The 13,409-nt window shown below is 61.9% G+C and carries 13 protein-coding genes; 6 read left to right on the top strand and 7 right to left on the bottom strand.

The features are described 5' to 3' along the window. The 3 genes from BW970_RS14610 to BW970_RS14600 all read right to left on the bottom strand — a co-directional run bounded on the left by BW970_RS14610 (position 1) and on the right by BW970_RS14600 (position 3,576). Positions 1-1,473, bottom strand: a complete 1,473-nt coding sequence (locus BW970_RS14610) for a carboxypeptidase M32 (protein ID WP_076532674.1) — start codon at positions 1,471-1,473, stop codon at positions 1-3. Next, entirely contained in the window at positions 1,470-2,624 is a 1,155-nt protein-coding gene (ctaA, locus tag BW970_RS14605; protein WP_076532672.1) for a heme A synthase, read from the bottom strand. The genes BW970_RS14610 and ctaA overlap by 4 nt, the downstream gene beginning before the upstream one ends. Before the next feature lie 133 nt (positions 2,625-2,757). Continuing rightward, positions 2,758-3,576 (bottom strand): sulfotransferase family protein, encoded by an 819-nt coding sequence (locus tag BW970_RS14600; RefSeq protein WP_076532670.1) that lies wholly within the window; start codon positions 3,574-3,576, stop codon positions 2,758-2,760. A gap of 133 nt (positions 3,577-3,709) precedes the next feature. On the opposite strand from BW970_RS14600, the gene BW970_RS14595 reads away from it, so the two are divergent. Both BW970_RS14595 and BW970_RS14590 read left to right on the top strand, forming a co-directional pair. Then, a complete protein-coding gene (locus BW970_RS14595) occupies positions 3,710-5,287 on the top strand; it encodes a DUF5928 domain-containing protein (protein ID WP_076532667.1) in 1,578 nt (525 codons plus the stop codon). Positions 5,288-5,303: 16 nt separating this feature from the next. After that, complete coding sequence (locus tag BW970_RS14590; protein ID WP_076532664.1) at positions 5,304-5,687, top strand: histidine triad nucleotide-binding protein; 384 nt, start codon at positions 5,304-5,306, stop codon at positions 5,685-5,687. 21 nt (positions 5,688-5,708) lie between these two features. Here the strand turns inward: BW970_RS14590 and sfsA are convergent, their stop codons facing one another. Continuing rightward, positions 5,709-6,398 (bottom strand): DNA/RNA nuclease SfsA, encoded by a 690-nt coding sequence (gene sfsA, locus BW970_RS14585; RefSeq protein WP_076532661.1) that lies wholly within the window; start codon positions 6,396-6,398, stop codon positions 5,709-5,711. A 46-nt stretch (positions 6,399-6,444) separates the two neighbouring features. Here sfsA and BW970_RS14580 point away from each other — a divergent pair, with 46 nt between their 5' ends. The 3 genes from BW970_RS14580 to BW970_RS14570 all read left to right on the top strand — a co-directional run bounded on the left by BW970_RS14580 (position 6,445) and on the right by BW970_RS14570 (position 8,920). Continuing rightward, entirely contained in the window at positions 6,445-7,173 is a 729-nt protein-coding gene (locus BW970_RS14580) for a competence/damage-inducible protein A (RefSeq protein WP_076532976.1), read from the top strand. Next, the gene (locus BW970_RS14575; RefSeq protein WP_229740532.1) at positions 7,170-7,913 is read left to right on the top strand and encodes a GNAT family N-acetyltransferase; all 744 of its coding nucleotides are present in this window, start codon (positions 7,170-7,172) and stop codon (positions 7,911-7,913) included. Before BW970_RS14580 ends, BW970_RS14575 begins: the two co-directional genes overlap by 4 nt. 209 nt (positions 7,914-8,122) lie before the next feature. Then, on the top strand, positions 8,123-8,920 hold the full coding sequence (locus BW970_RS14570; protein WP_229740531.1) for an OmpA family protein: 798 nt from the start codon (positions 8,123-8,125) through the stop codon (positions 8,918-8,920). A 57-nt stretch (positions 8,921-8,977) separates the two neighbouring features. On the opposite strand, the gene BW970_RS14565 is transcribed toward BW970_RS14570, so the two are convergent. Then, positions 8,978-9,883 carry a LysR family transcriptional regulator gene (locus tag BW970_RS14565; RefSeq protein ID WP_076532655.1) on the bottom strand — a complete coding sequence of 302 codons (906 nt, stop codon included), beginning with the start codon at positions 9,881-9,883 and terminating at the stop codon, positions 8,978-8,980. A 177-nt stretch (positions 9,884-10,060) separates the two neighbouring features. Beyond that, the gene (locus BW970_RS14560; protein WP_076532653.1) at positions 10,061-12,331 is read right to left on the bottom strand and encodes an adenosylcobalamin-dependent ribonucleoside-diphosphate reductase; all 2,271 of its coding nucleotides are present in this window, start codon (positions 12,329-12,331) and stop codon (positions 10,061-10,063) included. Positions 12,332-12,547: 216 nt separating this feature from the next. Between BW970_RS14560 and ybgC the strand changes: the two genes are divergently transcribed. Continuing rightward, positions 12,548-12,958 carry a tol-pal system-associated acyl-CoA thioesterase gene (ybgC, locus tag BW970_RS14555; protein WP_229740530.1) on the top strand — a complete coding sequence of 137 codons (411 nt, stop codon included), beginning with the start codon at positions 12,548-12,550 and terminating at the stop codon, positions 12,956-12,958. Here the strand turns inward: ybgC and BW970_RS14550 are convergent. Next, positions 12,955-13,398: a methylated-DNA--[protein]-cysteine S-methyltransferase gene (locus tag BW970_RS14550; protein WP_076532651.1), complete on the bottom strand. Its 444-nt coding sequence runs from the start codon at positions 13,396-13,398 to the stop codon at positions 12,955-12,957. The genes ybgC and BW970_RS14550 overlap by 4 nt on opposite strands. Positions 13,399-13,409: the final 11 nt, after the last annotated feature.

Raw genomic sequence — 13,409 nt, 5'->3', positions numbered from 1 at the left:
CTAGAGCCGGTAGAGGTCACGGAACTTCGTCTCCAGATACTCCAGCAACGGAGCTTCCTCTGGGACAAAGCCACAGGCATGTTCCACCGTCGCGCGGGGTTCGCGCAAAGCGCCATGGCGCTGCAACCGATCCTTCATCCAGCCAGTGGCTGCGGAGGTATCGCCTTGCGACAATGCCCCGTCGAGATCCGGCAGATCCGCCCGCAAGGCTTGCGTCAGGCAGCCCGCGTAAAGATTGCCCAGCGCGTAGGTGGGAAAGTACCCGAACAGCCCCACCGACCAATGGACATCCTGCAACATGCCATTTGCGGGGCGGTCAACAACAGTGCCGAAATCTGCCAGGAAACGGTCGTTCCATGCCGTCTCCAGATCGCTCGCCAGCAGATCGCCTGCGATCAATGCGCGCTCCAGATCAAAGCGCATCATGATGTGCAGATTGTAGTGAACTTCATCCGCCTCGGTACGGATAAAGCCGGGCTGCACCCGATTCACCGCCGCGTAGAACGCCTCCTCGTCCGGCAAATTCAGCGCCAGCCCTTCGGCCCGCATCCTGCGGAACAGCCATCCGGTAAACGCGCGGCTGCGACCCAACTGGTTTTCGTAGGATCGGCTCTGGCTTTCATGCACGCCCATAGACGCCCCGCGCCCCAGTGGCGTCAGCAGATAGGACTGGTCGATATTCTGTTCATAAGCCGCGTGCCCCACCTCGTGGATGGTCGAATAGAAGCAGTTGAACGGATCGGTCTCCTGCACGCGCGTTGTGATACGCACGTCATTGCCGGATCCGCTCGAGAACGGATGCACCGCCAGATCCAGCCGCCCGCGCGTCCAGTCATAGCCAAAAGCGGTTGCCAGATCGCGCGCGACCCGCATCTGGGCCTCGACCGGGAATTCACCCTTCAGCGGCTCTGGCACTGGTGCGTCCAGAACCTGTTCGCGCAATGCGACCAGACGGGGCCGCATCCTGCCAAAGACGCCCGCGATCCATTCGGCCGTGGCGCCCGGTTCGTAATCGTCCAGCAACGCATCATAGGCATCGGCATTGGTGCCCTGCGACAGCGCCGCCGCCTCCTCGCGCTTGAGCGCGATCACCTGCGACAAGTTTGGCAGGAAATGCGCAACCTCGTCCCGCGCCCGCGCCTCGGCCCATATGCCTTGCGACAGGCTGGTCAGCCGTGCCAGTTCCTGCGCCAGACGCGCAGGTATCTTGGTCGCCCGCTCGAATTCCCGGCGGATGTGGCGCAACTGGGCCGCTTCGATCTCGTCCGACGGGGTTGCGCCTGCCAGCCAATCCCCCACACGCGGATCAGTGCGACGGGCGTGCAGGACACCTTCCAGCGCGCTGGTTTCCTCTGCTCTCTGATCGGCAGAGCCCCGCGCCATCATCGTTTCCTGATCCCAGCCAAGACGACCGGCAATCTGGGCCAACGCCTCGGTTTCGCGCTGGTACGCCATAAGATCGGAATAGCTCATGCTGTACCCTTTCGGATCGACCCGGCCACGGGGTATTGCGCCAGATGGCGGGCGCGCAGAATCAGTACCCACAGGATCACCGCACCGACCTGATGGGTCAGCGCCACATGCAGATGCGCAGCCGTGAGAACGGCAGCAATGCCCAGCACCACCTGCCCAAACAACATGACCGCCACCCAATCATAGGCACGGCGCGTCGCGACATGCGGGGATTTGCGGCCCCTGTTCCACACGACAAGGCCGAACACAAACAACAGATAGCCCGACATCCGGTGCAGAAACTGAACCATCCCCTCGTTCTCGAAGAACGCGCGCCACACCTGCCCGCCGTCAGGAACGTAAAGCGCGTTCGACGGGAAGAACTCGCCATTCATGTCGGGCCATGTGGGAAAGGCGCGGCCGGCGTCGATTCCCGCAACCAGAGCCCCCAGCAGGATCTGTAGGAAGGCAAAATGCACAAGGCCGGTTGTGATGGAGAACAATCGCCCCTCGCGTCCCCGGCGTGCCTGCATAAGGTCGGCCTCGGACCGCCCCAATAGCAGCACATACCACGCGATGAAGCCAAGTATGACAAAGGCCAGCCCCAGATGGACTGCCAGCCGATACGACGCGACGCGCACCATTTCGCCCGTCAGACCACTGGACACCATCCACCATCCGATAGCGCCTTGCAGGCCACCCAGCGCGCCGATCCAGATTAGGCGCCCGGTCCAGCCGGGGGGTATCCGCCTGGACAGCCAGAAATACAGCAGGCCGACACCCCAGACGAGACCGATCAGGCGGCCCAGTTGCCGATGCCCCCATTCCCACCAGTAAATGGTCTTGAAGTCGGACAGCGACATGCCCTTGTTGACCAGTTCGTATTGCGGGATCAGACGGTACTTGTCGAACTCTTGCTGCCAATGCGCCTCTGACATGGGTGGCAGGGCGCCGGTCACGGGCCGCCATTCCGTAATGGAAAGCCCCGAGTCGGTCAGCCGTGTGGCTCCGCCCACCGCAATCATGGCCATGACCATCAGGAACAGCGCCACAAGCCACACCCGCACCGCACCACGCGAGCCCTTTGGCGCCTGGTCGATCATGCCGCCACCTGTCGGCACGGCAGAACGATTGCCCTGAACTTCCTCGAAGATGCTGCGTGGCTTGGCCATGATGCGCTCCCTTGCTGGCCGCCAAACTATGCGCGGCGGCAGGGGTGTGCAAGGCACGGTGCGCGGGCGGGTCCGGGTGGCCCCGCGATGCTCTGACCACTGGGGGGCGGCGCTGAAAAGGCCGGCCTCCCAATCAGTTGCCAAGCTTGGCGTGCACCTCGTCCAGATCGACCTCTCCCAATGGGAACTTGTTGTCGGGGTTGTCGAAATCGTATCGGAACAACTGAAAATCCTTGCGATATATCTCCCACATGAGATGCCGGGACAGATCGTCGAAATAGGCACTGACCGGATGGGCGCGCTTTGGTCCGTGGCCTTCGGATTCGTTGAACCGGGGAATCTGCGCCAGGTCCACCTTCACCGGGGTCTCGATCGCGTCCAGAACCCTCTGCATCCCGTCGTTGAAGCGTTCGGTGAAAAAGATCTGGTTATACCGCCCGCCATTCACGATGAAGGTCGAGATATGCCCCGACATGGCCGACCAGTGGATATCCGGGTCCATCGGCTTTCGAAAGCGGATGGTGTCGCGCGCGAACAGCAAGAAGCGGCGGAAGCTGGCGATCTGGTCGAACTCCTGCTTGCCATCCTCACCGCCCACCTCGATGCCATATTTCTGGATCAGAAGCGGCACCAGATTTCCACGATACCGCTTTCCGTTTCGCTGGATGCCGCAGATCTTGTCGAAGAAGCTGGACAGGATGCGCGCATAGGGGTTGCGCACGCAGGTGAAGGCAAGGATCTGCTGTTCCTTTACCGCGCGGGAGATGATGGGCTGGCTGCTCTCCATTGCCCATTTGTGCATGTCGCCGGTCGCATCATGGATGTCGCCATCAAAGAAGCGGCCATGATCGGAATAGAACATGATCTGGCCAATGGTCGAGCAGGCACACTTGGGTACCACGCGATAGACTACGCTTTCACTCTCGGTCATCCAGGTTCCGGGGAATCCCATGTCTGCTGCCTCTTGTCTGTACGTGCCGCCCTTTGCGCCACACCATGCTGCCGATGTAAACTCGGTCTTTCCAAGCCCTGCGCTAGACCAGTAAAGAATGATCGTGGCACGGTGAAGGCATACAGTTTCTGAAATGGCGAAAATCGCGTACATCCTTCTGTGCCACAAGGATCCCGAGGGGATCATCGCCCAGGCAGAGCGCCTGACGGCCGCTGGCGACTATATGGCCATCCATTTCGACGGAAATGCCAGAAAGGCGGACTTCGACCGCATCCGCACGGCGCTGGCCGACAATCCGTCTGTTGTCTTTGCCAAACGACGCATCCGGTGCGGATGGGGCGAATGGTCCCTGGTCGAAGCCACGCTTCAGGCCGTGCGCGCCGCAGTGGACGCATTTCCGCGCGCCACGCATTTCTACATGCTGTCGGGTGACTGCATGTGCATCAAATCGGCAAGCTACGCCCATGACTTTCTGGATCGCGACGATGTCGATTACATCGAGAGTTTCGATTTCTTCGCCTCGGACTGGATCAAGACCGGCATCAAGGAAGAGCGGCTGATCTATCGCCACTGGTTCAACGAGCGGCGGAACAAGGGCTGGTTCTATCGCTCGCTCGACTGGCAGCGCAGGCTTGGGCTGTCGCGCCGGATACCGTCGGATCTGGAAATGATGATCGGCAGTCAATGGTGGTGCCTGCGCCGCCGCACCATCGAGTGGGTGCTGGAGTTCTGCGATCGCCGCCCCGATGTCATGCGGTTTTTCCGGACCAGCTGGATCCCGGACGAGACATTCTTCCAGACACTTGTCCGCCATGTCGTACCGGAGTCACAGATCCGCACCCGGACGCTGACCTTTCTGATGTTCACCGATTATGGAATGCCGGTGACGTTCTACAAGGATCACTATGACCTTCTGCTGGCGCAGGACTATCTGTTCGCCCGCAAGATCTCGCCCGATGCAGGCGAGTTGAAGCTGAAGCTGGGCGAGCTTTATACCGATACGGACCGGCGCTTTCACATCTCGAACGAGGGGCGCAGCCTGTTCCACTTCCTCACCGGGCGCGGAAGGATCGGCCGACGGTTCGCCCCGCGTTTCTGGGAGACCGGCACCAGCCTTGGCCGCGAGCGCACGCTGATGATCGTCACCTGCAAGAAATGGCACGTCGCCAAGCGGCTGGTGGACAGGATAGGCGCGACGACGGGGATTCCAGTGGTGCATTATCTGTTCAGCGAGTCAGGATGCGAACTGCCCGATATGGGGGGCATCCAGACCACACTGGAAAAACGGACCCGCCATCGGCGCGCGCTGGTTCGGATGCTGTTCGACATCCGGCAAGCCGACCGTCTGGTGATCTGCATCGACCCGACCAACATCGACCTGATCCAGGATTTTTACGCCGACAAATCGAATGTCCGCCTGTTGGAAGTCGAATGCCGGTTCACGGACGAATACTTGCTGGGCCATGCCCGTCGGGTCGGCCTGGCAGGCGATCAGACGCCGCAGGATGTGCTGGACCGGCTGTTGCCCACGATCCGCTATGACATGCGCTTTGAATCGGATCGGCTGCGCGACGCCGATCTTGCCGATTTCCACCGGATCCGTGAAACCGCCTCGGCAGAGGAGAATGCCTTGCCCATGGCCCGTTTCCTTGGCATTCCAGTCGAAACGGCGCGCGAGATCGTGTCAACCGACTATCTTTTCAAGGACTGACCCTGCGGAGAGACCGATGGCCTATGCCTACGATACGAACAACATCTTTGCGCGCATCCTGCGTGGCGAAATTCCCTGCAACAAGGTGACGGAAACGACGCATACGCTTGCATTTCACGACATCGCGCCTCAAGCGCCCGTGCATGTGCTGGTCATTCCCAAGGGCGCCTATGTCAACGCGGACCATTTCGCGCTGGAGGCGTCAGAGGCGGAAATCGTGGATTTCACCCGCACCATCGGCCAGATCTGCAAAGAGATGGACCTGTGCCCCGGCGACAGTGGCCAAGGCTATCGCCTGATCGCCAACACCGGCGAGGCGGGCGTGCAGGAAGTGCCGCATCTGCATGTTCATATCCTCGGCGGGCGGGTTCTGGGCCGGATGCTTCAGAAGGCCAGTTGAACATGCGCGGCGCCGCCCGCGCTATGCCACCGGCACCGCGCCGGTGGCAACCACCTCTTCGGTCGTGATCCGGCACCCCAACCCCAGCAGCATCACCCCGGCCTGCCGCGCCTTGGCAAAGGCATCAGCATAGGTCGGGTCGATGTCGGCGGCGATACGGATCCGGTCGCAATCGTCGCGCGCCAGCAGATAGATCATGGCCGCATGATCACCGCGCTGCACCACATTTGTCAGCGCCCGCAAATGCCTTGCGCCCCGGTCGGTTCGGGTATCGGGAAATTCGGCCCAACCGTCACGGGCAAGCGTCACGCTCTTGACCTCGACCCATATGCGGCCTGCGGCGCCGTCCAGCAGGAAATCCACGCGGCTTTCACCGTCGATCCGCACTTCGGGCCGGACCGTGTCATAGGCCGGTAGGCCCGGCACGGTCCGGGCCTCCAGCGCCTCGGCAACAACCCGGTTGGCGATGCCGGTGTCGATCACCGCCAGTCCACCCGGCAGTTCCGCCAGCTTCCACCCCCAGGCCAGCTTGGCCCCCGGCCTTGCAGGCGCCAGCCAGCAGGACATCCCCGGATCCGCCAATCCGGTCATGGCGCCGGGATTGGGGCAATGCGCTGTCACAACGCTGCCATCGGGCATCTGCATATCCGCAAGAAACCGCTTGTAGCGCAGATTCAACCGAGACGAGAAAAGAGGGGTAGGAAACCGCATGAACCCGGCCTATACCCAAAATATATCTCCCTTCAAGGAGGCCAAAATGGCAAATCCTACCGCCGCCGTGCTGGTGATAGGCGACGAGATCCTTTCTGGACGCACCCGCGATTCCAACATGCACCTTCTGTCAGGCGAGTTGACGCGGCATGGCATCCGCCTGATGGAGGCACGGGTCGTTGCGGATGACCAGCCCGCCATTATCGAGGCAGTGAATGCCCTGCGCAGACAGTGGGATCATGTCTTCACCAGCGGAGGCATCGGCCCGACCCATGACGACATCACCGCTGACGCAGTTGCCGGTGCCTTTGGCGTTGGCATCGGCATCCGCGACGATGCCCGTGCGATCCTTGCCGCGCATTACGAACGTTCCGGGCTGGAGTTCAACGCGGCCCGCCAGCGGATGGCCCGCATCCCCGATGGTGCCACGCTGATCGAAAACCCGATTTCTGCTGCGCCCGGATTCACCATCGGAAACGTCCATGTGATGGCCGGAGTCCCCACGATTTTTGCTGCTATGGTCGCCAGTGTGCTGCCCACACTGACAGGAGGGGCACCGCTGCTCAGCCAGTCGCTGCAAGTCAACCGCGGCGAAGGCGAAGTGGCAGATGCCTTTGGCGCACTCGCTGCGGAATTTCCCGACCTTTCGATGGGCAGCTATCCGTTCATCCGCAATGGTGCGCACGGCACCAATCTGGTGATCCGAGGCACAGATGGCGCGCAACTCGACGCAGCCATGCAAAAGCTGGTTGCGCTGTTCGGACGCCCACAATGATGTTGTCGTCCGGTCTGATCATTCCCCCGCCTATGCCCCGGCTGCTGACCGCGGTAGACAGAACCTGGCCTGCCGCCGCAGTGCATCGGGTGGGGCCTTGGCTGGTGCGCGAGGGGCGTGGCGGTGGAAAGCGGGTTTCAGCCGCCACTGCCGAAGATCCGGTGACAGAGCGTGACATCCCGCTGGCCGAGGCCGCCCACCGCGATCTGGGTCAGACGCCGTTGTTCTGGATCCGGCCAGGGGATGAGGAACTGGACGCGATGCTGGCCGCGCGCGGCTACAAGGTGGTGGATCCGGTGCACATCCGCGCCGCCCCGGTCAGCGCGTTTCCAGAGCCAGAGCTGATGTTCAGCTTTCCGCACTGGCCACCATTGGCCATGGCACAGGATATCTGGACCGATACCGGCATCGGCCCCGAACGCCAGGCGGTGATGATGCGCGCATGTGGGCCTTCGACCTGCTTCATCGCCCGCAGCCCCGAACATGTGGATCGCGCGGCCGGAACCGCCTTTGCCGCCATCGACGACGACATTGCGATGATTCACGCGGTCGAGGTCTTGCCAAAGCAACGTCGGCAGGGTTCCGCGCACAATATGCTGCGCTCTGCCGCTTGGTGGGCACAACAAAATGGGGCAGAATGGCTGGCCTTGGCCGTGACACAGGCCAACGAGGGCGCGGCGCGTCTCTATACTTCCTTGAACATGGGCGTTGTGGGACAGTACCATTACAGAAGCGCCTGACCCAACGGCGAGCGGTAATGATTCAGTGTCCACGTCCTGTGCGCCGCAACCTGCGGTGCCTTGTGTCCGCGATGTTGGTGCTGCCTGTTATTTCTGGCGCGGCACAGGCAGTGGTCACGGCCTTTCCACCCGGAACAGAACAAACCGCTTTGCGGGTCGAACGCCTTGGCAGCTATGGCCTGCCCATCGGCCCTTGGTCGGAGGGGAGCATGTTGACCCGACCGATCGAGGGCCGGGTAGAGCAAACCGCATGGCGCATTCCCGCACCCGATCTGGGAACGCTGGAACTGCTGACACCTCTCCGCACCGCGCTGGAGGCAGATGGCTGGCGCCTGGTGTTCGAATGCGAAACGGTCGTCTGCGGAGGCTTTGACTTTCGCTATTCTACCCAGGTGCTGCCAGAACCCGGAATGCATGTCGATCTTGGGGACTTCCGCTTTCTCTCCGCCCGAAAAAGCACAGGGGCAACAGAGGAACATGTGACCCTTCTGGTCAGCAGATCGACCGGCGCCGGGGCGGGCTATGTCCAGATGATCCACATCGGCCCCGCAGAAAGCGCATCCGCTGCCGAACCCGTCACGCCCTCACCCGCGTTGAAACCGGATGCCCCCGCCATTGCGCCGGGCACCGGGAATGATGTCTGGATGGCGCTCGAAAGCAGCTCTGTGGTGCTTGAGGGGCTGGAATTCGCCATTGGCGCCGCCGACACCGCCCGCGGTGCGGACAATGTGCTGAAAGATCTGGCCGACTATCTTGCGACGCACCAGAACCGCACATTGGCGCTGGTCGGCCATACGGATTCGCTGGGCGCCCCGGAAACCAACCTTGCCTTGTCCAGGCGCCGGGCCGAAGCCGTGCGCAACCGGCTGATTCGGGATCATGGCGTTGCCGCAAGCCGGGTTGTTGCCCTGGGTGCCGGGCTTATGGCGCCGCGCGACACCAACCTGACCGAGGAGGGCCGCGCCAGAAACAGGCGGGTCGAAGCCATATTGACCTCGACCCGTTGAAGTTGTCTTGACGCACCTTTTACACGACGCCTCGCCCCCCGACGCCCAGGGATACCCTCACCAGCTGTCAGGCCCCTTGTCCGCGTAATTGCGCACGAGAAAGTCGATGAACGCGCGCACTTTCGGCTGCGTGAAACGTCCGGGCGGATACACTGCATAGATGCCCATCGTTTCGGCAGGCAAGCCGGGCACGGCCTCTTCGACCAGCCCCTGCCGCATTGCATCCGCATAAAGGAATGACGGCAGATAGGCGATTCCCAGCCCGGAAATCGCCGCATGTAGCAACGATTGCCCATCGTTCACGGTCAACCAGCCGTTCGAGCGGACCTGACGCTTTTCCCCCGACGGCGCGGTGATCTTCCAGACATTTCCATTCGCCTGGCTGGAGTAATGCAGCAGCTTGTGATCGTTCAGATCGTCAATCTTCATTGGACGACCATATTTCTGAAAGTAGGACGGCGCCCCGATCATCCGCTTGGACGTATCGCACAGCTTGCGCGCACGCAGGGTACTGTCCTCCAACTCTCCAACGCGAATGGCCATGTCGAACCCTTCGGAGATCAGTTCGACATAGCGGTTGTTCAAGACCATGTTCACGGTGATGTCGGGATATTCCTGCAAGAACCCCCCAAGGACCGGAGACAAGTGATTCACGCCGAAATCGGTGGCAACGGAAATGCGCAGCAACCCGGATGGCGCCGATTGCATCGAAGTCACGAGCGCATCGGCCTCGCCTGCATCATTCAGCACGCGACGGGCACGATCATAATAGGCCAACCCGATCTCTGTCGGAGAGACGCGACGGGTCGTCCTGTTCAGCAGACGGGCGCCCAATCGGGCCTCAAGTGCCGAGACATGCTTGGAAACCGCCGATTTGGAGATGCCCATCTTCTTCGCCGCGTCGGTGAAGCCGCCCTGATCCACAACCGTGGCGAAGGCTTCCATTTCGGTCAGTCTGTCCATTGTCGTCCCCATGCGGATAGTCCGGGTGATCCACAGGTATTGACGCCCAAATGGGGCGGGATTGGGGAAAGCGCGCGACAAGTCCGGGGTATTCCAGAGGTATCGTTGATCGCATGGAACCGATCAAACGCCGTCAGAGCACAGACAGCCCCGCCGGATTCGTCAGAGACGGGGTCGTCAGGCACATTTCGAATGCCCGCAATCGGCGCAGGTCATGCAGCCTTCGACCATCTTCATCGCATAGCTGCCACAGGACGGACAGGCCGGCCCACGCGGACGATCCCCGACGCGAAGCACCTCGGCCTTCGGATCGGATTTCAGCCCCATGCCTTCACCGCCGATGAACCCGATGGAAATGAGATGTCGTTCGATCACACCGCCGATGGCCGCCAGGATCGACGGAATATACCGCCCCTCCATCCAGGCGCCACCGCGTGGATCGAACACAGCTTTCAGTTCCTCGACCACAAAGGAAATATCGCCACCACGCCGGAATACCGCACTGATCATTCGGGTCAGCGCCACAGTCCAGGCGAAATGCTCCATGTTCTTCGAGTTGATGAATACTTCGAAAGGCCGTCGATGCCCGGCAATGACAATGTCGTTAATCGTGATGTACAGCGCATGTTCGCTGTCGGGCCACTTGAGCTTGTACGTGGCGCCTTCCAATGCTGCGGGCCTGTCCAGCGGTTCGGACAGATAGACCACCTCTGCGCCGGACGGCGGGGCATCCGCGGGTACGGTGTCGCTGCGTTCCGAAACGGTCAACACCGATCCCGTCACATCATTGGGGCGATAGGTCGTACAGCCTTTGCAGCCCATATCCCAAGCCGCCAGATAGACATCCTTGAATTCCTCGAAGGAAATGTCCTCCGGGCAGTTGATCGTTTTCGAAATCGAAGAATCCACCCAAGTCTGGGCCGCCGCCTGCATCCTGACATGATCCATCGGCGGCAATGTCTGGGCATTGACGAAATACTCCGGCAAGGGCGCGTCGCCATGCATCTGACGCCACAGGGTGACCGCGTAATCCGCCACATCTTCCTCGGTGCGCGATCCGTCCGGTTGCAGCACCTTGCGGGTATAAGCATAGGCAAAGACCGGCTCGATCCCCGATGAGACATTGCCCGCAAACAGGCTGATCGTTCCGGTTGGCGCGACGCTGGTCAGATGGCTGTTGCGGATCCCATGGGCGCGGATGGCCTGTCGTACATCCTCGTCCATCCGGACCATATTGCCCGACGCAAGATAGCCTTCGGCATCAAACAGCGGAAACGGCCCCTTTTCCTTGGCCAGATCCACCGAGGCGAGATAGGCCGCCCGCGCAATGGCCTTCATCCAGCAGGCGGTCTGTTCTGCCGCCGCATCGGACCCATAGCGCAACCCAAGCATCAGCAGCGCATCGGCAAGCCCGGTCACACCCAGCCCGATGCGCCGCTTCGCCTGTGCCTCGGCCGCTTGCTGAGGCAGGGGGAAACGGCTGGCATCGACCACATTGTCCATCATCCGCACGGCGACCCGAACCAGATCGTCCAGCGCAGCAGGGTCAAGTTCGGCCTGCGGACCAAACGGGTCCGTGACCAGTCTTGCAAGGTTGACCGATCCCAGCAGACAGGCGCCATAGGGGGGCAGCGGCTGCTCGCCACAGGGATTGGTCGCCGAGATGGTCTCAACATAGTTCAGGTTGTTGGCCTGGTTGATCCGGTCGATGAAGATCACCCCAGGCTCGGCATAGTCATAGGTCGCCCGCATGATGCGATTCCACAGGTCCAGCGCCGGCACCGTCTTGTAGACCTTGCCGCCGAACCGCAGGTCCCAGGGCCCATCGGCCTTGACCGCCGCCATGAATTCATCCGTGACCAGAACCGACAGGTTGAACATCCGCAGTCGCGCGCTGTCTTGCTTGGCGGTGATGAACGCTTCGATGTCCGGGTGATCGCAGCGCATGGTGGCCATCATCGCGCCACGGCGGCTGCCGGCGGACATGATCGTGCGGCACATCGCATCCCAGACATCCATGAACGACAGCGGCCCCGAGGCGTCAGCGGAGACGCCTTTCACCTCGGCACCTTGCGGGCGGATCGTCGAAAAATCATAGCCGATTCCGCCGCCTTGCTGCATGGTCAGGGCCGCTTCCTTGAGCATGTCGAAGATGCCGGACATGCTGTCTGGGATCGTGCCCATGACGAAACAGTTGAACAAGGTCACGGCCCTGCCCGTGCCCGCCCCCGCAACGATGCGACCCGCTGGCAGATAGCGGAAATCCTCCAGCGCCGCATAGAAGCGGTCTTCCCAGACGTCTGGCTGTTTCTCGACAGAGGCCAGCGCCCGCGCGATCCGCCGCCAGGTGTCTTCGATCGTGCCGTCGACAGGTGTGCCGTCAGCCTCCTTCAGCCGGTACTTCATATCCCAAATCTGTGCGGCGATAGGGGCGGCGAAACGGCTCATGTCAGTCCTTCCGGGCACGGGGACGGTGCACCCAAAGATAGGCCCGACGGCCAGAGCCGGTCAACAGGCGGGCCACCCACCACGCGCAACTGCGCCGGAACCCGCAGAAGGCGAGCCCAATCCAGCCCCGCCAAGCGGCGCGGCACGATCCGCCCATGGCACGCGCGTCATTGACAATTCCATGATCTGTTTGAAAAATCCCGGAACCCGCTGGATATGGCCATTTTCGACATGCACAGGTTCCGCCTTCGCGTCTACTACGAAGATACCGATCTTGCCGGGATCGTATACTATGCGAATTACCTGCGGTTCATCGAACGCGCCCGCACGGAATGGGTCCGTGAACTGGGCGTGGATCAGGGCCGCCTTCTGGCCGAAGAGGGGGTCGTCTTTGCGGTTCGACGCGTCGAAGCAGAGTATCTGAAACCTGCCCGCTTTGACGATCAACTGGAGGTGCGCACCGCGCTGGGAGGACTGACCGGCGCGCGGATTGACCTGCGGCAAGACATATGGCGCGGCGAAACCTGCCTGTTTTCCGCCAATGTCGGACTGGTCGCCCTGCGCGAAGATGGCAGACCCGCGCGCATTCCCGCGGCGATCCGCGCGGCCATGGCAGGCCAGGACTAGATCAACAGCGCCCCTTCGAACCGCAGCAAGGCCGCCTTGGTCTCGACCCCGCCGGGGGCCGAGAAACCGCCAAAGCCATGCGTCCCCACGACCCGGTGGCATGGGATCAGGATGGGCAGCGGATTCGCCCCACAGGCCTGACCCACCGCTTGCGGCGGCGCCCCCACCGCCGTGGCGATCTGACCATAGGTCCGGGTTTCCCCATGCGGTATTGCGGCCATCGCCCGCCGCACCCGCGCATTCAACCCGTCACCCCAGTCAAATGGCAGATCGAACCCACCCCGGTCGCCCGCGAAATAGGCGGCAAGCTGGCGCGCGGCCTCGTTCAGCAGGGGCGAAGGCTCTGATCCCGCGTCCCGCCATTCCAGACGCCGCAACACGCCATCGGAGTCCACGAGCGTCAGAGGGCCGAAGGGCGAAGGAATGGTCAGGTGTGGCATGTCGCAACTCA

Source organism: Gemmobacter megaterium, assembly GCF_900156815.1.
GTDB lineage: Bacteria > Pseudomonadota > Alphaproteobacteria > Rhodobacterales > Rhodobacteraceae > Wagnerdoeblera > Wagnerdoeblera megaterium.
This window is presented reverse-complemented; position numbering and strand designations above follow the sequence as displayed.